At 45.9% G+C, this 24,197-nt stretch carries 11 protein-coding genes; 1 reads left to right on the forward strand and 10 read right to left on the reverse strand.

What is annotated here, in order from left to right:
• Positions 1-9: 9 nt before the first annotated feature.
• The 10 genes from MHI15_RS05780 to uxuA form a co-directional block, all read right to left on the reverse strand.
• On the reverse strand, positions 10-849 hold the full coding sequence (locus MHI15_RS05780) for a carbohydrate ABC transporter permease (protein ID WP_076128910.1): 840 nt from the start codon (positions 847-849) through the stop codon (positions 10-12).
• Positions 842-1,786, reverse strand: coding sequence for a carbohydrate ABC transporter permease (locus MHI15_RS05785; protein ID WP_076128908.1), 945 nt, complete (start codon positions 1,784-1,786; stop codon positions 842-844). Before MHI15_RS05785 ends, MHI15_RS05780 begins: the two co-directional genes overlap by 8 nt.
• 164 nt (positions 1,787-1,950) lie before the next feature.
• Positions 1,951-3,222 (reverse strand): response regulator, encoded by a 1,272-nt coding sequence (locus tag MHI15_RS05790; RefSeq protein WP_076310150.1) that lies wholly within the window; start codon positions 3,220-3,222, stop codon positions 1,951-1,953.
• On the reverse strand, positions 3,215-5,017 hold the full coding sequence (locus MHI15_RS05795; RefSeq protein ID WP_076219245.1) for a cache domain-containing sensor histidine kinase: 1,803 nt from the start codon (positions 5,015-5,017) through the stop codon (positions 3,215-3,217). Before MHI15_RS05795 ends, MHI15_RS05790 begins: the two co-directional genes overlap by 8 nt.
• Positions 5,018-5,169: 152 nt before the next feature.
• Positions 5,170-11,907, reverse strand: a complete 6,738-nt coding sequence (locus MHI15_RS05800) for a pectinesterase family protein (RefSeq protein WP_341164210.1) — start codon at positions 11,905-11,907, stop codon at positions 5,170-5,172.
• Positions 11,908-11,945: 38 nt separating this feature from the next.
• Positions 11,946-13,703 (reverse strand): S-layer homology domain-containing protein, encoded by a 1,758-nt coding sequence (locus MHI15_RS05805; protein ID WP_341164211.1) that lies wholly within the window; start codon positions 13,701-13,703, stop codon positions 11,946-11,948.
• 81 nt (positions 13,704-13,784) lie between these two features.
• Positions 13,785-18,866 (reverse strand): pectinesterase family protein, encoded by a 5,082-nt coding sequence (locus MHI15_RS05810; protein WP_341164212.1) that lies wholly within the window; start codon positions 18,864-18,866, stop codon positions 13,785-13,787.
• A gap of 150 nt (positions 18,867-19,016) precedes the next feature.
• Positions 19,017-20,396 carry an ABC transporter substrate-binding protein gene (locus tag MHI15_RS05815; RefSeq protein WP_076128897.1) on the reverse strand — a complete coding sequence of 460 codons (1,380 nt, stop codon included), beginning with the start codon at positions 20,394-20,396 and terminating at the stop codon, positions 19,017-19,019.
• 221 nt (positions 20,397-20,617) lie between these two features.
• A complete protein-coding gene (locus tag MHI15_RS05820; RefSeq protein ID WP_340392563.1) occupies positions 20,618-22,228 on the reverse strand; it encodes a mannitol dehydrogenase family protein in 1,611 nt (536 codons plus the stop codon).
• Entirely contained in the window at positions 22,229-23,305 is a 1,077-nt protein-coding gene (gene uxuA, locus MHI15_RS05825) for a mannonate dehydratase (RefSeq protein ID WP_076128893.1), read from the reverse strand.
• A gap of 219 nt (positions 23,306-23,524) precedes the next feature.
• Here uxuA and MHI15_RS05830 point away from each other — a divergent pair, with 219 nt between their 5' ends.
• Positions 23,525-24,178 (forward strand): GntR family transcriptional regulator, encoded by a 654-nt coding sequence (locus MHI15_RS05830; RefSeq protein ID WP_076128891.1) that lies wholly within the window; start codon positions 23,525-23,527, stop codon positions 24,176-24,178.
• Positions 24,179-24,197 lie beyond the last annotated feature (19 nt).

Consider the following 24,197-nt stretch of genomic DNA (forward strand, 5'->3'; position numbering starts at 1 on the left):
TTTTCCTTTTTATCCTTTGACCGAACCGCCTGTCAGACCTTGAATCAGATAACGCTGAATAAACATAAAGAGCACAATAGGCGGTATCAATCCAATAATGCTGCCTGCTGCGAGCGATCCATACTCTACACTGTACTGGCCGATTAAATACTTCAGTCCGATTGGGATCGTAAATTTGGACGCATCTGTCAGGAATGAGAAAGCAACCAAGAACTCATTCCAGCAGCCGATAAAGGCGAACAGAGCAGTCGCTACGATCCCCGGTAGAATCACTGGCGTAATGATCGTGAACAAGACCCGGAATCTTCCTGCTCCGTCGACCATAGCCGCTTCGTCAATTTCCTTCGGAATACCAGATACAAATCCTTGCATCAACAGCGAGTTGAACGCAACCTGTGAAACGATATAGAACAATATGATCGCAAAAGGCGTATTCATAATCCCCATGCTCTTAAAAATCAGGAACAACGGGATGACGAATAAGATAACCGGAAGCATCTGAGTGCCCAGCATCATAAGCATAAAAGCATTTTTTCCAACAAATTTAAATCTGCTCAAAGCATAGCCGTTGAAAATCGACAGCAATGTAATAAAAATCACCGACACCGTACAGATGAAAAGACTGTTTACAAAAAATCTCGAAAAATTGTTGACACTCCACACCTTTATGAAATTATCAAACGTAATTGGATGCGGAAGGTAACGAATCGTGGAGCTGATAATATCATTCTCATGTTTAAGGGAAGTTGAGATGTCCCAAAGAAAAGGCAGCAGGACAAACAACAACGTAACAGTCATAGGAATATAGAACAAACACAAAGTGGTTAAAAAACGTTTAAGCTTACTCATTTTGGCCACCTCTGCTTAATTTCATATAGACGACCACGAAAATCATTAGAACAGCGAAGGAAAGGACCCCCATAGCCGAACTATAGCCATAATTCCCGTTCAAAATTGCCGTCTGGAACATATAAATCGGGAGAGTGGTTGTCATATTCATTGGACCGCCGTTTGTCATCGTGAAGATCATATCGATAGAATTGAACTCCCAGATGGCTCTTAGCATCGTAGTGAAAATAATACTTTCCTTAAGATAAGGCAGGGTAATGGAAAATAACTTTCTTGCCTTTCCGCAACCGTCGACTTCGCAGGACTCGTAGACTTCTTTCGGAATAGACTGCAAGGAAGCAAGCAGTGCGACTGCAAAGAACGGGATCCCTCTCCACAACTCGGCCAGTACAACCGAACCGAATACGGTATGGGTGTTCGACAGCCAAGCGATATTCTCGTGAATAATCCCTAACCTCTTCAAAAGATCGTTAATGACTCCGATATGCTGGTTGTACATGAGCGACCACAGCATTGTCGTAAGAACGCCTGATACCGCCCAAGGAATCAGCACGAGCGAACGTATAACGCCTCTAAACCGGAAGGCCTGATTAAGCAGCAGGGCCACACCTAAGCCGAACACGAGCTGAAGAACGACTTCAATAACCACCCACTTGATGGTTATCCATAGCGAGCTTGGGAACAGATCGTCATGGAATAAAATCTGCTTAAAGTTACTCCACCCGGCAAAACCGTCATCCATCGGCCGAGTCAAGTCATAGTTCTGAAAGCTTAGTTGGAAGACTTGTAAAATAGGGTAGAACATAATGACCGCCATGAGAACGACAGTCGGGATAATCAGAACGTAAGGAAATATCCTGTCGCTGCCGATCATCTTGTTTTTTCTCTTGGACGTTCCCGTCACTTGTCCTGTTGCTAATTGTTGTTTCACCTTCATGAAATAATCACCTCAATAAGAATAATAGGCTATGCATGAAGCTAGCTAAATAATATATCTTGCAAAGTTTGTTTGTTTTTTTGAAAATAAAAAATAGCAGCAAAAAAACAACCTTATTCCAATCACTGACTGGAATAAGGTTGTTTGTGAACGCTTTCCAACTATTACGAGCTATGCTGCTGTCTATACTCCATCGGGGTAAACCCTGTATGCCGCTTGAACAAAACACTAAAATACTGGGTATTCACATACCCAATTTTCTCAGCAACCTCATATACCTTTAAATCGGTATGCACAAGCAGTTCAGTAGCTTTATCTATTCGCACTTGGACAATATACTCACAAAAATTAACATCCGTATACTTTTTAAACAAAGTACTGACGTACGATGGTGTAATGTGGACCGTCTCCGCTACTTCTTTTAAGTCCAGATTCTCATTCTGATAATGATTTGCGATATAATCCATAATTGTGCGAAGAATAGCTTGATGCGAATTGCTTGAATATTTGACCTGATCATAGAAAATAATCGATTGATCCATCCGGACATCCTTCATCTGTGTCGCAATCAATGCTTCCTCATAGGAGACGCCAATATGTTTAAACCCTTCACCAATACTGCCTATACCGATCTTGGCGTGAACTTTGAGATATTGCTCAATCATCACTGTTAAGCGGCGGGCAATAAGCTCGGTATCCTGCTTCAGCTTCTCCGCACCCTCGTTTCGGTAGTTGAACAACAGATTGATCCGGTGGTTATATTGAATCGCATACACCTGAACCCCGTCGCAAATTGCAGATTCTAGCACCTCATTGCAAAGGTTTTTGAGAGTGAACAATAATAGCTCCAGATCGACGGGTTTATTGGGTTTAAGAAACCTTCCGACACCATCCAAGCTCAGAACAGCCATCACGAACACCGAGCCGCAAAACGTTAAATCGAGCAGCTTCGCCTCCCTATCAATCGCTTCCTCATTCCCCGACCCAGAGATCAACTCGCTAAAAAATTGGTTCACGATAAGACCATGGCTTTTTATATCCTTCTCACGTTTTCTCCGCTCTTCCTCCAGTGCCTCAGACGCATTCATGATTGTCCGCAGGATTTTATCGTTATCTTCATACTTTAATATGTAATCAAACGCTTGAAGCTGTAGCGCCTCCTTAGCATAAGAAAAATCATCATACCCCGTTAAGAAGACAATCTTCAAATCCAAGCCATTCTCCTTCACTTGGGCGGCAAGCTTCAGTCCATCCATAAAAGGCATGCGAATATCCGAGAGCAGTAGATCCGGCTTCTCCCTTTGGATAAGTTCCCAAGCTTCCTTCCCGTCCACTGCAACTCCTGCCACCTGAATGTTTCCCTGATCCCAATGAATATTCCTGCGAAGCCCTTCCCTAATCCATTCATCATCGTCTGCAATGACCAGCTTATGCACGATTCGTCACCTCATTTTTCGTATATGGAATCCTTACAGTCACTATGGTATAAACCCCTTCTTCACTATCCAGCCGAATCCCGAACCCGTAGCCGAATTGCAGCGCCAGCCGTCGGTGAACATTACGCAGCCCGAATGTCACTGGAGCCTCTTGAACATTCTGCGCTTGAATAGAAGTATTCATCTCCTGTACCTTCTCTACATCCATCCCTGCACCATCGTCGAAGACTTCAATTATCGCTGCATCCCCGCTTGGCCTTCCTGTTATTCTGATGATCCCTTTTCCCTTCTTGTTTTTGATGCCATGATAGATGGCGTTCTCGACAATTGGCTGCAAGGTCAGTTTCATGATAGGAAGATGCATAATGCTCTCTTCAACTTGAATCTCAAATTCAAAATCTTTCTGGTAACGGATATTTTGAATTTGCAAGTAGCTTTGAACATGCTCGATCTCTTCTCTAAGCGTTATGACCTCCCGCCCTCTGCTAATGCCGATCCGAAAAAAGTGGGCCAGCGCACTAACCATTGTCGATGCCTTTTCCTTCTCACCCAAATCAATCATATGTTTGATAGATCCGAGAGTGTTGTATAGAAAATGTGGTTGAATTTGCGACTGCAATGCTAATAACTCCATTTGCCGCTTCTGTTCCTGTTCATCCTTAACTTGCTCCAGCAATTGGCGAACCGAATCGACCAAATTCTCCAACCCACTGGCTAATACACCAATTTCATTTTGCTCTTTCAGCTGAAAGTTAACATTTAGGTTCCCTTGTCTAAAACTCTTCACTTGTTTGGACAAATAACGGATGGGATTCGTCAGGCTGCTGGCAAAATAGGTTGCCATGATAATAAAAACTACGAGAATAACAGCTACGATTGTAAGCGTTATCGATTTAATCTGGCTTGCCTTGGCTAAGATATCGCTTTCAGGAACGATGGCGGCGAGCTTCCACCCGTTCAGCGATAACGTTGTAAAGTGAATCATCATACGTTGGTCCGACTTGCTGGCCGCCCTTAAATCTCCCTGGTGATTAGCGTTATTACGGATATCGTTCACGATCTCATCGCCGATAGCGTACTCTTTGGATAACGGCTTGGAATACATCACCCCATCTGGACTGATCAGAGCCAGCGAGCCGTTGGGACTAATATTGACATTCTGTAAAATGTCGAGCAGATAGGATTCCTTCATATTAATGAGAGCCATGCCACTGACCTCGGAATCAAGATTTCCGATAATTTTAAATACGCTTACAACATTACGTTTCGTGACAGTTGTAAACACTTGATCCTCATGCGTATTCAACCAGTAATAACTGCTTTCTGCATCCTTTTGGTTGTATCGGGCCAGCCATTCATTAAGATTCACACCGACATGCCGGGGAATAAAGTCCTTCTGTATGTTGAAGGTCCGGCCATTATTAAACGTGACAAAAATTGAATCGATGACTTGCAAATGATTCCGGTAGGCTTCCTCGAACTGTTTATGAAGATCGATGATATCATCGTAGCGATGTTCTCCTTCGTCTTGTCCATTATCTAATAAAATATATTGAAAAGCCGAATTGTTCTCGATTGACACTAGCTGTTCGAAGATCGTATAAAGCTTATCGTTAAGAAAAAAGCCCGTTTGCTCGGTCGTATCGCTTAGCAAATAATAAGCGTTTTGTTCGAGCTGCTTAACGGCAGTGAAATAGGAAAAAAAACCGGTAAGCGCAACGGATGACACAAGAATAGGCAAAAAATAGATAAGCAGCTTAATTTTGATTGGGCTTCTAGAAAGATACGAGAACATGTATTTCCCCCAAATGAAGTCGTTTCGGATTCTCCTCTTATAATAACTCCTAGCTCGAAGAGATGGGTTTGTTTTTTATCAAACCTTGTTTGTTTTTATTCAATTTCTCAAAAAAAAGACGAGCCCCTGATTGGGACTCGTCTTTGGCTACTTTATGGATGTAGAATAAGCTGGGCTAACGCCGCAAGATCCACAATATCCAAAAGACCATCTTTATTCAGATCATAAATCTGATATCGGATCCAATCCGTATGTGCGGAGCTTATACCGTAATGAGCGGACAGAATAGCCAAATCACCGATACTTGCTGGATTGGCCGAGCTCAAGAAAGTTGCCAGCGCCGCATCCAGATCAATGATTGCCTGCTCCACAGAAACCTTAGTTGCGTTCGGATTATTCACGACCTGCATAGCTTTACCGATTGCATTATTAAGCTCATTCACTACCGTCTTCGTATATTGCCCCCATTTACTGCCAATAGTGGCGTAATCGGATGTTGCTTGTGCTATAGCAATCTTTAATGCCAGAGCCGATTTGTCCGAGGCGCCGTCTAACCCATCCATAGCCAACTGCAAGTTCGAGGCAGCTGCATTCACCTGATTCTGTGTAGCTTGCGATCCAGCAAGAATCACTTTCGCAGAGGTTAGATAGGTTTGCAAGATTAACCAAGTGGATGGATTGTATTGATCTGCCGTAAGGCTCTTCGCTACATCAACCCTGCTGGCCAGGACCGTTTTGTCTATCATGATCTTCATGCCATAGATCGTATTAGATAGCTTTGATACCGTTTGGCTACCATCGGCAATCAAAACGGGGTGCAAATGAAGATAGGCCGTCTTATCGCCGGCATAGTTCAGGTTTGATGAATGCCAGAGCATTTTGAGCATGTCTCCGCTTGGAAGGATACCAGCTCCAGTGCTTGCGAGCTTGATTGTGATTTTTCCATTCACCTCATCCTTATCGACGGATTCCACTCCCCATTCATCCGCTAAGCATTCTACCGAATCGTAAAGAATTAGGTCCGGGTCATATTCAAACATCAACTCTTGACCATAAACAACAGTGCTGACACTTTCTGTAACGTAATCATTATTTAAGCCATAAACCAAACCAAATTGTTGGCCGGCAAACGTTGTTCCTTCTCCCATAACCGTAGCATAGGGAAGACTTAAGGACGGAGCATTTACAATCGCGCTGACCTCGTTAGAGTTATCGCTCTCACCTCCAACATTAACTGCCGTAATCACATAATAATAATTACCAGCAGTAAGATCGGCATTGTCCAAATAAGTGCTGTCCGTGACATTGGAGGCAATGGTTACATACCCCTCTGAGCTATTTACGCTTCGCTTCACTGCATAATAATCAGCTCCGGCAACCTCATCCCAGCGTAGCAAGATTTCGGCCCTGCCCGTAGTTGCACTTACGTTTGCGGGTGCTTTAGGAATCTGAATGGAACCCGGATTAGAGACCGTAATAACTGAAGGACTTATGCCTGAATCCAAGTGAAACGGTATCCCCGCCTGCGAAAAATCCGTATCCTGCAATAGGATATTACTCGCGAATCCCTTCAAATGGATAAAGGTGCTTGTGCCAGGCGGACAAAGAACGTCATTCAATAAAATATCGGCTGCATTGTTCATGGTATAGAGGGTTCCGTTCGCCGGAACGATCTGAACATGATTGAAATGAATATCAGTCGTATTACTGGACACGAATCCAGTTTGAGTCGACATTTTTACATTGGTCAACTCCACATTACGCAAAGGCACATTGGCCAGTGCATCGATGGACACTGCTTCCGAAGCTCCGTCCACCGTAACGTTACGAATGTGGATATTTTTAACCTCTGGAACCCGGTTATCGACTCCCAGCTGCGCATTATCCACTGCTTCGCTGTGCCCCGTATAGAAATCATTAATGGATAATGCCGTATAACCAATATTCTGCATATGGAGACCATCGATATAGATATTCTCGATAGGACCACCACCACCAACAAAACTTTTAATATTGATCCCATTATCCGTTCCGATATATTGATTGTTGCGAACCGCAAGGTTATGAATGCCTCCGGATGTGTTACTTCCGATAGACAATCCGCCATGGCCACGAAAAACAATGTTGTCGGCAATTACGACTTCGGACAAAGCGTTTGTCGGACTCGGGTCATAGCTGGCCTTCATCCCGATTCCATCATCTCCGGCATTCACCGTGTTGTGATATAAAACAACATTCTGCGAAGAAGTGACATCAAGACCGTCTCCGTTCTGGTACCAAGCGTCGTTATTGACCGTTGAATTACGGATCACCAGATTCCGAATCTTCGTAAAGCTAGTCGCAAATTGCGGTGAATTCATAAAGGTAGGTCCATCAACTAACACATTGCTGCTATTATAGATGTCGACCATGATAGGACGATATACCCCAACAGCTTGTTGAGACGGATACCAAACACTGCCGTTATCGGTCAACACTCCGCCCAAGGACAACAGATAATTCCACTGCGTGGTTGTGACCTTGCCCTTCTTCACATAACGCCAATATTGCCCATTGCCATCGATAACACCTTTTCCTGTGATCGCGATGTTGCTGAGCCCCGATGCCGCCAGCATCGGTTGATATTTTGCATTCACCAAATTGTAGTCATCATAGTCGGGACTAAATTGAATGAGTGCACCAGCCTCTACATGCAGATCAATATTACTTGCCATTTGGATACTTCCTGTCAGCCATACACCAGCAGGTACGACGACACGCCCTCCACCTGCCAGTGTAGCCGCCTCAATTGCCTTTGCGAATGCCGCCGTATTTTTGGTTATACCATCTCCAACAGCGCCATAATCTTCAATATTAAAATCTACGTTTGGAAATGTTGGAAGCGTAATCGCTGGCATATCGAATGGCAGATCTTTTTGATACGTTTGCAAGTCATCCCCGCCCGTTACAACCCCCACGGAATCCGCGGATTTGACGCTAACCTTCGCAGTCGCCTTTACATCGGTGCCCGTTACAGTTCCCTGCACAGTAAAGTTCCCCACAGATGCATACTTAGCTGGATCGATTGAACTCCACACGACAGCCAATGCTTTCTCCGATCCATCCGTAAATTGAACGGGAACGATGCTTGGCAAAAATGGAGCTACCCCCTCAAGGCTATAAAGCTCCAGTGTCGGTATGTTCGATAGGGTCTGTCCCGGCAGCATGGTGGAATTCACAACTTCTATGGCTAACAGAATTTTAGTACCGGAAGCGAAAGTGAAAGTTAGTGTATTTTTTCCAATCGGCAACTGAGACAAGAAGACATCACGAAGAGTATAAATACTTCCATTGGCAGTGTAATCGGTCCCCTTATTCAGTGCATGGGTTCCGAGCATAATTCCCGTCATTGTGTCTCCCGAGCGTTTAACAGATACAGTCAGATCCGCTTGATTCTCATGATTACGATCAAATTTCACCGGAGCTGAAGACAAAGATACTTCAGTTGAATAGACGCTCTCTCCATTCGCATTCACAGCAGTTACTACATAATAAAAAGGAGCTCCTGTGTTCACAACCATATCCGAATATTGAACCTTATCTTTCACTCCCTCCGTCAAGCGGAGCCAGTTCAAGTTGTAGCTCCCCGTTACGGAATAAAGGCGTAAAGTTTGATTCCCAGCGGGAAGATTGACATTCACACTGACCGTTGTCCAGCTCTGCCAATCACCGGTTTGCGGAATATCTACGGTGCTCAGCACGCTGCCATTCCCACTCTTTAATTGAAGCTGTTTACCGCTGTCCGGAGCAGAGACGCGCAGATCCAAGGTGTAGAATCCACCCGCAGGAACCTGTATCGCGTAATCCATCCAATCTCCCGGATCGATATAACTGACATTTAGACCTCCGCCTTCATCACTCGTATTCTGAGTTTTGACACCGTACATCGCTGTCCAATCCTCACCTTGGATCGTTGCCAGCGGGGAAGTGGATGACGGAATCAGATCGGATGCAATCGGCAAGTAAGGACCACCCGCTTCGCTTCCGCGATAGACACGATAAGAACTTGCTCCTTCAACCGTGTTCCACGACAGAGCTACGGGAGAATCGCCTAATGTCGCATCAACACCGCTCGGGAAAGTCACACTCAGTCCGGTTGGAGAAGCAGGTTGCTGTTCATTCTGTTCATGCCCAGGAAGCGTGCCGAACAGCGTAGGATCCCACCCATCCGCTCCTTTCAGCACATTCTGAACGGTGTATTGATTGGCTTCGTCAGATGTCAATTGGCTCGACCAGCGATAGCGGCCCTTCGCATTGGCACCTGGTCCCGAAGAGTTGTATTCACCATACCGCGCCGTCGATTCGTTAGAAGGATTTCCCCAATTATCCCAACCTACTGCTTTGATATGCGCATCCATCCAGGTATTAATGTACTTCACGTTGGCGTTAGCTCTCCAAGGTCTACCCAGATCTAGCGAACCGTTAGTAGCAGCCAGCTTAGTGTCGATATCCCATTCCGGTCTCCAAGGATCATGAGTCACCGATTCCTTCAAAGAAGAAGTACCGCGGGTCAATCGCGAGTTCATGAAAACATAGCCAAACTCAGCTTTCTCATCCGTAGAGGCTGCCGTCATATGACCGCCAAAGCCACCAACGAACTTAATCTCCGAATCGTAGAAATAAGCCGCAGCATTCCCAAAGATCCAGTCGACGTCCCCTTCAATTATGCATCGGTTAAAGTACTGTCGCCCGCCGTTTGCGTACAAGGTATCTTGGAACCCTGCCAGATAAACGTTCGTAAAAATTGCTCTGTCGCCCGTTACGTTAAGTGCGACTGCGGGACCTACATTTCCTCTCTCAAACGAAGTATTGCGAATCGTCATATTTTCTGCCGTAAAGTCGCTGGCAGAAACTAACAACGTGTGGCTGTTTCCAGTACCTATTCCGGAATTAGCATAATCGTCATAGGTCAAAATCGTTCCGTCTCTGCTTTCACCAACTAAACTAACTAATGGCTTAGAATTCGGCACGGCTACCTTTTCATGATAGATACCGTCTTGGATATAGATCACCCGCCGGGTCGAATTCCCAGTTGGAATCGAATTCAGAGCATCCGTAACGGTCGTATAATCTCCCGTTCCATCCTTCGCAACTACAATTACTTTAGCTGGAGTGGCGATTTGGATCAGGCTATCTGCTCCCGAGCCCCTCGCATTAACAGCAGATACAACATAATAATAGGTCAGACCGTTTGTTATGCTGTTGTCCAGATAGTTTGTTTGGGTTACGCTAGCGATCGTTGTAAAGGGTCCCGCCAACGAAGCCGCCCGTTTAACGAGGTATGAATCAGCCTCAGCAACCTCGGTCCACTGCAAGTTAACCTTGCTAACTCCCGCTTGTGCTGTTACTTCATTCGGCGAAGAAGGTACCCCCTGCTGGAAATGAACCGGAGATACGCGTGCTTGATCGGAATTCATACTTTCCGTCTGAGCACTTAAGGCAGATACAACATAATAATAATTCGTTCCGTTGTGTACGGTGCTATCAGTAAATTCCGGAGCGGTCAGGTTGCTAGCCACGACCGAATACGTTCTCCCCGATATTACACTTCGCTTCACTGAGTACGAGGAGGCTCCCGGCACAGGGTTCCATGTTATATCCACGCGGGCATCACCAGGAACAGCAATCAATCCAGCTGGTTTCGCTAAAGGGGTAACTGGAGAAATCTTAGCGGAGACCGAATTTTCGCTTAAGCCACCCGCATTTTGAGCTTGAACGGTGTATTCATATACCATTCCGTCAGTCAATCCGGCGTCGTTATATTGGGTTGCCGTCAAATCCGACGCGATGACCGAATACTTAGCCCCTCCGTCATCCCTTCTGAGCAAATGGTATTGCTCCGCACCTTCGACAGACTCCCATTTCAGGGTCACTTGGCTGTCCCTTGCTATTCCCGTCAACCCTGTCGGAGCAGCTGGTATGTCGGGTAGCAGAATTGGCGTGATGCCTACTTCCATGGAATTTGGGCTTTCGCCGGAATCGGTTACTGCACTGACGACATAATAATAGGTTTTATCGTTCATCAATTTGCTATCTACATACCGGTTGGAATCCATGTTCTTAATCAGCTCGTAGGGCCCGCCAGTTGTTTCACTACGCTTCACATTATACGAAATCGCTCCGGTAACCGCCGGCCAATTAAGCATCGCTTGTGTATCACCAGCCTTGCCGGTTACTCCTGTCGGGGTCGAGGCTGATAATACATCAGTGAACATCATCCAGTTAATATTGAAGTTGCCGGTATTCGTCGTGATGCGCAGGGTTTGCGGACCCGCACTCAGATTTGCCGACACGCTTACAGTCGTCCATTTTTGCCAACCGGTCGTATTTGGCACATAAACCGCTGCCAGAACAGTTCCTCTGCTATCTTGCAATTGAAGCTCCTTATCTGAATACTTCGTAGCAAGACGAAAATCTACGGTGTAGATTCCTGCGGAAGCCACATTTACCTTGTATTCCAGCCAATCTCCGGCTTCAATATTGCCCACATCTAAACCGGCTCCAGTATCCGTGGTTGCCTCGTTCTGAACCCCTTGCATGCTATCCCAGTTCTCGGCTTCAAGCTTGCCCGGAATCGGCTTGCCATTCTTCGCCCAATACGCCACCGCAATTGAAGGTTTCAGCCCTTCCTCCGAGGTGTGTGCTTGTATACACTGATATTCCAGATCATTATAGATGACCCAATCGTTGATCGTATAAGTGGTATTCGCCTGCCAGCTGGCAGCAGCGGCCGCAGCGGTTCGCGGAGAATAACCATATAAAAGACTCATTATCATCGCCACGATTATGGCTATAGCCGTTACTTTTCGGCTTATGGTGTCTTCTTGCCCCCAGGGTGCGGTCCTGTTCATATCTTCTTCCTCCTTAGAATAGAAGTGCACGAATACTATCAGAGGTTATATATGTTGTACATTAACACAGCTGCTTCCGCTCGTGTCGTCGTAGACTTAGGCTCGATTTGGCGGCCATTCCCGTGAATCAAACCCGCTTTCACTAGACTTGCGACAGATTCAGACGCATAGGCAGAAATCTTCGCAACATCGCTGAACGGTTGAAGCACGGATGTATCTCCACCTGTAACCTGTTGACCTGACGCCTTCAAGGCTCTGGCGGTTAGGACCATCATGTCCTCACGGGTGATTGGCTCAAGCGGTTTGAACAAGTTGTCTCCTGAGCCTTCCGCAATGCCAAGTGCCCGAGCAATGCCAACGGCCTCGTAATAATAAGCTTGGGATGGGACGTCCGCGAAGGTATCTCCAGCTTTTCCGCTCAGTTCTAGCGTCCTAACGAGCAATACCAAAAAGTCGGCTCTAGTAACAGCTTGAGATGGGCGGAATTCTGTATCGGACACACCACTAATAATTCCCTTGGAAGCCATAACCTCGATCGGATTTTTAGCCCAAGCCACAGACTCAAGATCCTTAAAGGATTTATTCGTATAACCAATTGCATACATGCTGAAATGTGTAGTCTTAAAGCTGACGCGACCGGACTTCGCATCATATCTACCACTAGGAACCGAAGTAAGTTTCCCTTGACTGTCTACATACCACACAACGATATGCTCTGGATTAAGCAGCTCTTGTGCAGTAGGAACGTAGGGGATGCTGACTGTGACCGGAGCTTGGCGATTATCCCAGGTTATGATCTTGCCACCCGACGTTAAAGTTAATTGAATGACGGGATGGTTGCCGATTTGGTTTTGCACGGACGGCTGCAAGGATTTAGGATCAACACTTGTGATATGAAGACTTATTTGTTCATTGGAGGTAACCCCAGCTTGCAGCATATTATCAGGGAGAGTGAGGTTAGCCAGTGGTGTTACAATTTCAATTCCCGCCTTTTTGACATCATTGGATATAGCCGAAGTTGGAATCGTCTGAACGTACTCTTTTGCCCCGGGCTTCGACTCGACTTCAATGATTACTTTTTTTACTCCTTTGTCGTTGGCGGTAGTTTGGTTAAGAGCTTTCTGCAGTGATTCTAGATCCACGGTTGATTGAACCGATTGTGCAGCTGCGTCATAACGAATCACCGGTTTGATCGTAGAACCGTTGACATTACTCGGAGTTGTAGGCTGGATCGAACTGCCGTTTCCTCCCGCTCCGTTATTACTATTGTTGCTGTTGTTTCCATTGTTACCGTTATTGCCGTTGTTTCCGTTGTTGTCATCGATACTAACAATATGCGCGATCGCCGATGCATCAGGGGTATAGTTAACCGCAGCCAGCTGCGAATCTACTAACTTCACACGGGATAGAACGATTTTGACATCGCCACTCTCAAGCGCTTTGAAAGTAACTGTGGCCAGTTTCAGATCTCCGTTCTTGCCAGATTTCTTCTCAAGCTCTGTATGCGCTAGCCGCACGCCGTTATTCGTCAATAGGGCGTCAATGTTGAAGCCGCCCTCGCCTGCTGTGTAACTCACGAACTCCAGCTTTGAGCGATCATAGGTCAGATTCAACTCGTACGCGTACAAATCCGTCATTAGGTTCGCTGCAATCTCAACAGTAAAGGTACTGTTGAGGGTAGGACTTTCTTTTGATAACACAGTTTGGAAGTTGGGTTCACTACTAGCCTGCGTTACCACAGGTCTCGCTAGAAAAAAGACAAGGAGCATAAGCATCGCGATTCTGAGTTTAGCCATTTCGATTCATCCACCCTTTCAATAGCAAGATAGGAGAGAGCGCCGCTGCCGTTGAGTCAGCGCCCTCCAGATTTAGCAAACTTAATTTGAAGTGATTTTACGGGCCATTCCAGCCAGATCGACGATGTCGATCTGCTGGTCTTTATTCAGATCATACCTACTTACCTCACTCCAACCGTTATCACTTGAAGTGATGCCATATTTGGAGCTCAGAAGAAGAAGATCATCCATGCCGGCCTCGAGATTCATCGCTGTAGCGAGCTTTTGAAGTGCAGTAGACAAATCTTGAGCCGCTAGATTCACTTCCTCTTGTGTAGCATCGCTGTCGTTTAAAACAACGGTTGCGTTCGCAATGGCATCCTTAAAGATAGCAATAGCTGACTGCGAATATTGCCCCCAAAGTGTACCCATCGATGCCGACGCCAAAGTGCTGGCGGCTTCGTGAAGGATAGACTGGAGTGCTGTTCTAATGACATCTCCCGAACCTGTATCAGTCACAGTAATGTTAACCTGATAAGCAGTGCCTTCCACAGAAGATTCATTACCTTCGCCATCGCTCATAATAATGCGGGTCGCTTCTAATGAAGCAAACGTCGCTTCCGTTACATCTTTTGCAGTGAAGTGAAGTTGAAGAATTCTCGGCAAATCGCCGCTCATGCCAACCCCTGGGGTTGTGCTTGCCATGAGAATCCTTGTTTGTCCCTCATTATCAAAGGAATCGATGACACGAATTCCATCCAGCAAGGATTCCGCTGCCAAGAACTGAATTTGCTCAGGATCGTAGTTCAGCGTCAAATCCAAGCCATATACATCACTTGTAACACGAGACATGCCATATACGACTTCAAAGGACTGCCCCTTCTCCACAGAGCCCGGTCCGATTAAAAAACTTCCCGATCGAACAGTAACTTTGGCTTCGGCCTTTAACTCCGTGCCATAGACAGCGCCCGTAACTGTAAATCGCCCTTCTACCGCATATAACTCAGGGTTGATAGCTTCCCAAACGACAGGCACTTGCTTCACTGTTTCATCTGCATAAACAGCGCCTACAACTGTTGGCAAAATAGGAGCCACACCTACTGGTGTCTCAACATGAACTGGCAGAAGCGATTCGATTGGATTGTCGGAAGCGAGCTGGGTAGGATCCCAATCCTCTTTCCCGTTGATCGCACTCGTTGCGCTGAAAATACTGTGCAATGTATACGCTTCGGCTTCCATGTCCGTTAATTGATGGGTCCAGTTCATTCTAGCCTGCGGATTTGCTCCCGGACCAAAGCTTTGATATTCACCGTAATATGCGGTTGCTTCGTTTTTTGAATTGCCGAAGTTGTTCCAGCCACTTGGAGCAATGTGATCTCCCATATAGCTGTTCAGATATACAGTCTTCGCATATGAACGCCATGGTCTTCCCAAATCAACAGCGGATATAGACGAAAGCAACGCTTCGCCGGTCACTTTGCTGTTCAGGAATACATAGCCATACTCCTGTCCCTCAGGAGTGGAAGCTGCCGTCACATGCCCAGCCAATCTGGAATGAATCTCGCTGTTATCAAAAACAGCAATACCCGGACCAAAGATAAAGTCTACCGAACCCGAGATGAAACAATCCTTGAAGTAGGAACGATAGGATTGAATGGTTGCATTATTGGCATAGTTGTTAGGATCCGCGTTATCGGTCAGATTGCGGGTTAACAGTGTATCCTGATAACCGATGATGTTGCAATTTTCGAAAAAAGCTTTATCCGCATATACGTCGACGGCAACGGATTGACCTGCTCCGGAGCCCGAGGAATTAATGACCGTTAGATCCTTGGCATAGAAATCATGGCCTTTAATCATGAGCGTATAATCCGTATAAGTGCCCAAACCTAACGAGGTATCATCCGGGGCCGTTTTTTTCGGATTATCATCGTAGGTGAGAATCGTTCCATCCTTGCTCTCACCCATTAAAGAGATGTAAGGCTTGGTATCTGGAATAAGAACTTTCTCATAATACAAGCCGTTTTTCACAAAAATAATGATGCGATTGCGGTTCTGGTCCGGGACTGCATCGACAGCAGCTTGGATACTTTTATAATCTCCGCTTCCATCTGCGGCAACGACGATAACCTTCGCGTCTGGAGCGATATCAGACAGAACATATACATGAGCAGTAACCGGTAGGTCCGATCCTTGTACCGTACCCATAACCTTGAACCCGTCAATATTTGTATCCGCATACAAGTCTGGGGAGATGGGTTCCCAGGACACTGGCAGAGATTTGGTCATTTGATCATTGAAGATTGCCGTTACGTGATCTGGCAAACTCGGTGCGATGCCCTTCGCAGTTGTCGCGATGACAGGCCGATAACCGGTCATGCCAGCCGAAACCACTTCCACTTGAATTTCAGCTCTTGCTGAATATCCCGTTACTGTACCCTGTAAAGTGAATGCTCCTATCTGCTGATATTCAGACGCCGGAACTAAATCCCAGATTACCGGAGCATAACTTACCGCTCCATCCTCTCTCAAAATCGGCATCTGATTCGGCAGATTAGGCTTCGTGCCTAATGCGGTCGTTACCTGTAAGGACTTATAGCCAACAACTGTTTCTTGTCCTGTTATGGTGATTGGCATCAATCCGATAATCGCTGTTCCGTCAGTCATCGTCGCTGCGACGATGACTTTACCATTGCTATTAGCGGTCAGTACTCCATTATCGTCGATAGTAGCCACATCTGTAGGGGTCAGATCACTATTATAGACAGCCCATGTAACCTGCGAAGTTTCTCCCGTAGTTTTGGTGGCACTAAAGGTTAAACGCCCTCCTTGATCGGAGATTGAATTCGTCGAACCTGAGTGTGTTAGCTGGATTCCATAACCGCTGGTAGCTTCCTCAGAAGCACTAATGTACAGATTATCCAAGTAAACTTGAGATGCCACTGTCGTATTATTATTAGGCCCTATGGATTTGAAGGTGCTAATATCCGCCATCGCCAGGGTTGAATCATAGAATGGCTGTTTGCTTAACACCTTCGTTCCGTTGTAATAAACATCCACAAGCTTGTTTGGAAAATCTACCACAGTCTTGACTGTAAACCACTTATCAAGCGGGATCGCAGGAATGATGATAGGAGATGTTTTTCCGTTGATGACATAACTTAATGCTCCCGAATTCTCAGTGTTTAACCAGACGGCTACTTTACCATTCGATCCGAGCAGCTGAAATACCCGATTATTCGAGGTAGGTTTGTTCGCATAAGTACCGTTCGGCACACCGTTCGTTAAGTTGGGAGGGGCCGGGAACTTCAGATGCACTTCTGCCGATAAGGTTCCCGTCTGCGAACCAAAACCACGGGATACACTTACATAACCGCTATCCTGGTCATTAAGGAAAATACTGTTCGGATTCAAATCTCCGTCCGCCGCAATAGTGATCAGACCCGGGGCATAGCTCGAAGCACTCCAATATCCGCCCGGCGTATCCCCGGCTTTGTATTCAGTGAAATCCTCGTGAACCGGGAAGGCTTTATCAGTTACAACCACACCATCCTGAACGATATTCGCACTGTTCGTAGCGCTAATTCCTTTGGGCAAGCTGCTATTGGTGAAAAAGATATTCTCCGTGTAGGCTAATTGAGCTTTAGCAAAAGCACAATTAATGAACTGCAAATTCTTCAAAGCGTTATCAGCTGTTGAAGTGGAGGCTGCCCCTGTCAACGAAATAATGTTATCCGTTCCAGAGATATCGTTGTTCCGCAGGTTGGTAAACCGGAAATTACTCATGTCCGGTGGGTAAATATCAGGAACAGGAAGCTTGTCATAGTTGGAATTCAGATCAATCTTGTTGATAAGCGAATCCCTCACTTGAATGTTCCGAATGTAGCCGCCCCGGGATGTGCTTGTTTTGATCTTAAAGCCCGGTGCCACAGTGTTCGACTTGACGTCGAGGGGAATCAGATTGCAGTCTTCCACGTAGATGTCGCTTATTCCGCCAGACATCTCGCTTCCGATAACGACCCCGCCGTGTCCACCACTAAAGGTATCTCCGCGATAATAAATAAATCTGGAGGGTCTGCCGATATCCCGGCCTTCTTGATTGATCCCGGATTTAATTGCACTGCCGTCGTCCCCGGTTTGAAAGGTAGAATTCAAAATGTAAACGCTCTCGGAAGAATTCGGATTAAAGCCGTCTCCATTATGTTGCGTGGTGTTAATATCGAGGTTATAGGCGGTGATGTCTTTGCTGTATACAGGTACTACGGTCCACATCATTCCATTGCGGATTTTCAATCCATCGATATAGACATTGTGTGCGTTATTAAAAGATAGCAGATGTCCACCACCGTAGGTTGTTCCAACTTCAACCTTGTCGTTATCGTATTCCTCACGCAGCTTCAAGCCGCTCTCCTCGTCACCAATTGTTCCGGGTCCAAGGAATGTAATATCAGTTACACTATAATCATCGTACTTGTCATGATCCATAACTCCGGCGTTAAATAAACTTTGATAAGCCTCGGGTTCCTCAATACTGTGTCTGGCCGTTACGAACGGCAAGAAGTCAGCCTTGTGTGAACTAGGCATCACTTGAGCCCCTGCATCTACAAATACAGTCATATTGCTGTGCAGGAACAATCCGCCAGTCACATACTTCCCGGGTGGAAAGTATAAAGTGTCTCCTGGAGTAACCGCGTCAATCGCGGTTTGAATTGCCACGGTATCCAATGTGTTGCCATCTCCGGATGCTCCATAATCCTTAACATTAAACCTGATGCCCGTCTTTTTAGTTGTGATTTGGACCGTATTGCTATCTAAAGATTCGTTGCCAGATGTATCCTGGGCTCGTACCGTGTAGGTATATGTCCTCTCTGGAGTTAATCCTAAAAACTTATAGTAAGTTTTGTCCGTCGAACCAACCCGGGTTCCATCACTGTCATAAATATTGTACTTAGTAATGTTGGAATAAAATAGCGGTTTCTCCCATGCTAACACTACGGTTGTATCCGTATTAGAGGCAGGTGCCATTCGTAAATCCGTCGGGGAGTAAATATTAGCCGATAAGGAATCATTAATGTTCGCAGCGGCATAAGCCGTGTTGGTCTCTCCGGCAAAGGCGATTTCAGGTACGATCGGGATGAGCAATAAAGCGCATAATGCAATAAGGACACTCTTAATTCTTTTCATAACTTACCTCCTGTTCATTTGCAGGTGATGAAAACGCTGTCAATTAGTGGCATTAATCATTAGGGAGTTGTCATTCAAAAGACAGGCGGCCCAAGTATCGTCAAGAGCCCGCCTGCTGAGATTATTTATTGTTCGGGGATATTAACTGTTTTATTTCGAAGAGTCAAAACTTGCTTTTTCTTTTTCAAGCTGCTTTGCCCATTCATCCAATAGTTCTTTGGCACTCATCTTTTTGGCCATTACCTTCTGGATCATAGGCTCCATATTCGTCTGAACCTTGTTATAGCCCGGCAGATAAACGGGATTATCGGTAAACTTCGTGTCCGGTGAGCTCATCAGGTCTGCGCCCGTCTTCACGTAAGGCACGTTTACAATCCAATCAGCATCCAAAGCATCAAGATAAGTCGGAATTTCGCCATAGAGCTCTCCGTACTCACTATCATTGTGCGTTACGAAATACGTCATGAATTCCCATGCTGCTTCCTTATTCTCGGAGTTCTTTGTCATCATCATCACCGATGGTGTAACGCCGGGGTGAACGCGATAGCCTTTGGCACCCATAGGGAATGGAACAGCTGTAAACTTGGTTAAATCGTCATTGAATGCTTTACTGTGAGCGCTTGCGGAACCAAGGTTATGGAAAATCATACCTACCTTGCCGGACTGGAACGAAGCAGCCAATTCCGTCCAACCTTTGTTCAAGTCATCTTCAGGTGTATTGACATTATAACCGCTCAAGTATTTCTCCAGAAACTCTACATTCAGTGGATCGTTGATCGTGGCTTTGCCTTCTGGCGTGAAATAGTTCGTAATTCCCGAGTATGAATACATAAGATATTCCAGCGAGGTTGCACTTCCGGCTCCACCCCGTATAGAGTATCCGTAACGATCCTTGGACTTGTCAGTCAACTTCTGTGCGTTGTCAAAGAATTGATCCCATGTGTCCGGATTCGGTAGATTTGATTCCTTCAGCCAATCCGAACGAATCCATTCCATCCAAGGCAGAACGCCATAAGGCAATCCATATAACTTCTTGTCAACCGGATCCGCTGCTCTCATTGAGGTAACCGAACCCGTTGTGATCTTGTCCTTTCCTTCCCAGCTATCGAAATAAGAATCGATTGGCTCAAGCACATCGCGTGCAATAAAGTCGGACGTAAAGTTATTGATCAGGTCCGGCCCTTGTCCAGCAGCAATAGCGACATTCAGCTTTTGTATATAACCGTTCAAATCTCCAGGCACGCCCAAGTATTCGATTTTAATATTCGGATGCTCAGCCATGAACTCCTTCGTAACTTTTTGCCAGAATACATCACGGTCCGGTGTAGTAGCCGCAGCCCAGAACGTAAGCGTTGTCTTCTTGCCGGAATCTTTCGTTTCAGTACCACTGTCGCTAGTCGAGCTGCTTGGCTGGGGACTGGCATTCGACGAGTTGTTGTTATTGTTACTGCTTCCGCAACCACTTAACACGCCTCCAGCCAACATGACCGAAGCCATGACAAGTGCCCAGCTTTTTTTTCTTTTGAACATGGTGTTGAACCCCCTCAAAATTCGTCGCTCAGTTGACGAACACCGGTTATTCGTCATGTGTTTAGTTTAACTTTCGTCCTTCTCATTTTACATAAGATTCTTTTCACACTTTGTTTGGATTTTTTAAAATCATACAAAAAAAAGCCCCGATTGATTGCCTCGGGACTTTTTTCGCTTTATTTTCTTCTATATTAATTCAAATCTACTTAACTGCCTAGCTTTCACTTTAAATAGTGCTCTAATGTTCTCCGTACCGCTCCTGGGCCTGCCATCATTTCTTGGAACATAATCTCAATCTTATCACCTAGACCAATCTCGTACAACGGAACCCCAAAAAGTCGCTCATCTTCAAGAATGGGGCGCACACTTGCAGTTTGGTCTCCAAGCGAAACTCCCTGCAGGTAACCTTGCAGTGTTTCTAGTAACGGATCTGAACTCAATGTGAAGACTTCTCCAGCATCATTCACTCCAAGTAAGTAACGACACCACACAGCGATAGCCAGTGGAATCGCCGTTAGCTGCGCTGGATCGAGCTCCTCCCGTCGAATATAGGATTTAATAGTTTCACCAAACCGTATACCTACCTTCTGCGAAGTGTCTGTAGCAATCCGCTGCGGAGTATCGGGGATAAATGGATTGGCAAAACGCTCCGTAAGGACTTCGTCCAGGAACTGCTTTGGACTGAGAATCCCCGGGTCCACTACGACGGGCAGGCCTTCTTTGTAACCGATTATCTCCACAAACCTCCGCAAAGTATCGTCCTTCATCTCATCCGCGATCAAGGTGTAGCCAAGCAGACAACCGGAAACAGCAAGCGCCGTATGCAGCGGATTAAGGCAGGTCGTTACTTTCATCGTCTCCACCTTGTTGACTGTCTCCCGGTCCGTAAAAATAATTCCGGCTTCCTCTAGTGGTGGACGTCCGTTCGTAAAGTTATCCTCCACTACAAGATATTCGCTGATCTCAGCATTTACGAAAGGAGCGGTATATGTGTTTTTGGAGGTAATGATCACATCCATATCACCAATTCCCTGTTCCAGAAGCGCTGCCTGTACACTCTCCGAAGGACGTGGTGTGATTTTATCGATCATGGACAAGGGAAAGGTTATTACTCGTTCATCTTCCAGATAATGCACGAAGTCTTCTATAACAAGTCCTCTTTGGGCCCATTCCTTAGCGATGGACACAACACCATTCTTCAGCTTGTCGCCATTGTGTGAGCAGTTGTCCATGCTGACAAAGGTCATCGGATATTGGCCTTTCAGATATCTTCGATAAGCAAGCGAAGCAACAATGCTCATGACATGAACAGGATGCTCCGGTCCGCTCACAATATCCTTTTCCACAATGCCAAGATATTTATCGTGCGGATCCGTCAACGAGTATCCCTTCTCCGTGATGGTGAAGCTAGCCATTTGCAGGCTGGGATTCTCGAACACCTCGATCAATCTACGGTACTCCGCTTCGCGGTTTTTGTCCGCTGCGATTCCCTCCACAATACTACTGACTACTCTTTTCTGGAAATCACCACGAGCATTCATCAGCACTAAAAGGGTCAGATTGTCGTAGGGCTTGTAGACTTTATCAATCATTTCGAAATCAAAGGTTTCCACCGCAATAATACCTGTATCCGACTTCCTGCCATCCAGCAGCTTCTGATGAGCATTTGCCACGAATCCTCTGAAAATATTACCTGCACCGAAATGAATCCATTCCGGTTTAAGCTGTGTATTGTTTGCTATCTGCTCATAGTCGAACTGCGGAAGCTCCACTCCAGCAGCTTTCCAAGCTGCTTTTTCCCCTTGGATACTGCTTCTGGTCAGATGCAGCATTTATTTTGCCTCCTTGACATTATCCAAGCTATCCCAGACACCAAGCAAATACATGATGCCCATAGCTCTATCATACAAGCCATAACCCGGTCGGCAGTTCTTCTCTTCCCCCCACAGATGCCGCCCGTGATCCGGACGTACATAACCAATGTATCCGTTCTCATGATAGGCTTTGACCACCTCGGCCACATCAACGCTTCCGTCACGCCCACGGTGCGACACCTCAATGAAATCACCGTTCTCAAATACCTTCACATTGCGGATATGGGCAAAATGAATACGATCATGGAACTCGCGGATCATCGCTGGCAGATCGTTATCCGGATTCGTGCCGAGTGACCCTGTGCAGAACGTCAAACCGTTGTACGGGCTGTCCACCAAATCCAGAAAGCGGCGGATCATATCCCGATTGCGGATAATACGCGGCAGTCCAAAGATCGGCCAAGCCGGATCATCGGGATGGATAGCCATCTTGATGTCCACTTCCTCACATACTGGAATAATGCGTTCCAGAAAATACTGGAGGTTGTCGAACAGTTTATCTTCCGTCACATCCGCATAAGCCGCAAACAGCTCATCCAGCTTTGCCAGCCGCTCCGGCTCCCAGCCCGGCATCGTGAACTTTCCAGCTCCCTTCAGAATCCGGTCCACCATCTCACGCGGATTATCGGTAATGGCAGCCTTTTCATAAAAGAGAGCATTCGAGCCATCAGGCAACTCTTTATACAGCTCTGTGCGGGTCCAATCGAAAACAGGCATAAAATTATAGCAGATCACCTTAACGCCAACCTTGGCGAGTTTACGAATGGTGTCGATATAAATATCGATATATTTATCACGGGTCGGCAAGCCGATTTTGATATCATCATGAACGTTGACGCTTTCTACTACAGCCGTGCTGAAACCCTTGCTGGTGATTTGGTCCGCCACTTCTTGGATCCGTTCCATTTCCCACACTTCTCCGGCTACTTTCTCATGCAAAGACCAGACAATCCCCATAACACCCGGAATCTGACGAATATGATCCAGCGTGATATTGTCATTGCCCTCGCCATACCATCTCCACGTCATGTTCATTGATAAACCCTCCTGTGAATTCGTTTTCAACTATCTTGTATACAAGATTTACTTGATCATAGAATAAGAACAATTCTTTGTCAATCACAATTTGATCAGGAATTTCATCATGAAAACAAGGGATATCCATCCTATTTTCGTCTCGATGATTTTAATGAACGAACTTATCATGTATACTAGTACTGTATCTGTCATCAACAATTGAAAGCAGGAACAGAAATGTCAATTAAAGCTGAAATTCTAAACACACTGAAGCAAGAAATCCTCACGCTGGCGTTAAAGCCAGGCACCATTCTGAGTGAAACAGCCTTGTCTGAGCGGTTTCAGATTTCACGTACGCCGTTGCGTGATGTTCTCAAACAGCTTGCACTGGAATCTTATACCGATATCTATCCGAAAAAAGGTAATATTGTCTCCTTTATTGATCTTGAATCTGTTGAACAAATCACATACTTGCGTTGCACACTGGAAAAGGAGATCCTCAAGGATCTTTCTGCACAGCTTTTACTACCAGGAGTGCACGAGCTTAAAGAAATTCTTAAGAAACAGAAAGAGGTCATCGGGCAGGAGAATGCTGTAGATTCTTTCCTTAATTTAGACGACGAGTTTCACCGGGCCTTGTACAGGCTTGCTGGACGTGAGTATCTGTGGACTCTGATCCAGCAGTCGAATGTACATTATCTCAGGTACCGCAGACTGCACATGCTTAAGACCGACAAGCTGGAAGAAATCTGGAACGAACACCAATCCATTCTTGAGCTTATGGTGCAAAAAGAAACCGCCAAAATCGGCCCGCTAATCCACCACCATCTCCGGGAAGATATTCATTCACTGGATTTTCAGGAGAATTTCTCGGAATATTTAAAGAAATAGTCAGCTAAAAGGCAGCTTG

The sequence above is a fragment of the Paenibacillus sp. FSL H7-0918 genome, from assembly GCF_038007025.1.
GTDB lineage: Bacteria > Bacillota > Bacilli > Paenibacillales > Paenibacillaceae > Paenibacillus_AQ > Paenibacillus_AQ odorifer.

Excerpts from the sequence above, each read along its gene's own strand:
- MHI15_RS05780 (WP_076128910.1), bottom strand. The coding sequence starts at position 849 with ATGAGTAAGCTTAAACGTTTTTTAACCACTTTGTGTTTGTTCTATATT.
- MHI15_RS05785 (WP_076128908.1), bottom strand. The coding sequence starts at position 1,786 with ATGAAGGTGAAACAACAATTAGCAACAGGACAAGTGACGGGAACGTCC.
- MHI15_RS05795 (WP_076219245.1), bottom strand. The coding sequence starts at position 5,017 with ATGTTCTCGTATCTTTCTAGAAGCCCAATCAAAATTAAGCTGCTTATC.
- MHI15_RS05800 (WP_341164210.1), bottom strand. The coding sequence starts at position 11,907 with ATGAACAGGACCGCACCCTGGGGGCAAGAAGACACCATAAGCCGAAAA.
- MHI15_RS05805 (WP_341164211.1), bottom strand. The coding sequence starts at position 13,703 with ATGGCTAAACTCAGAATCGCGATGCTTATGCTCCTTGTCTTTTTTCTA.
- MHI15_RS05810 (WP_341164212.1), bottom strand. The coding sequence starts at position 18,866 with ATGAAAAGAATTAAGAGTGTCCTTATTGCATTATGCGCTTTATTGCTC.
- MHI15_RS05815 (WP_076128897.1), bottom strand. The coding sequence starts at position 20,396 with ATGTTCAAAAGAAAAAAAAGCTGGGCACTTGTCATGGCTTCGGTCATG.
- MHI15_RS05820 (WP_340392563.1), bottom strand. The coding sequence starts at position 22,228 with ATGCTGCATCTGACCAGAAGCAGTATCCAAGGGGAAAAAGCAGCTTGG.
- uxuA (WP_076128893.1), bottom strand. The coding sequence starts at position 23,305 with ATGAACATGACGTGGAGATGGTATGGCGAGGGCAATGACAATATCACG.
- MHI15_RS05830 (WP_076128891.1), top strand. The coding sequence starts at position 23,525 with ATGTCAATTAAAGCTGAAATTCTAAACACACTGAAGCAAGAAATCCTC.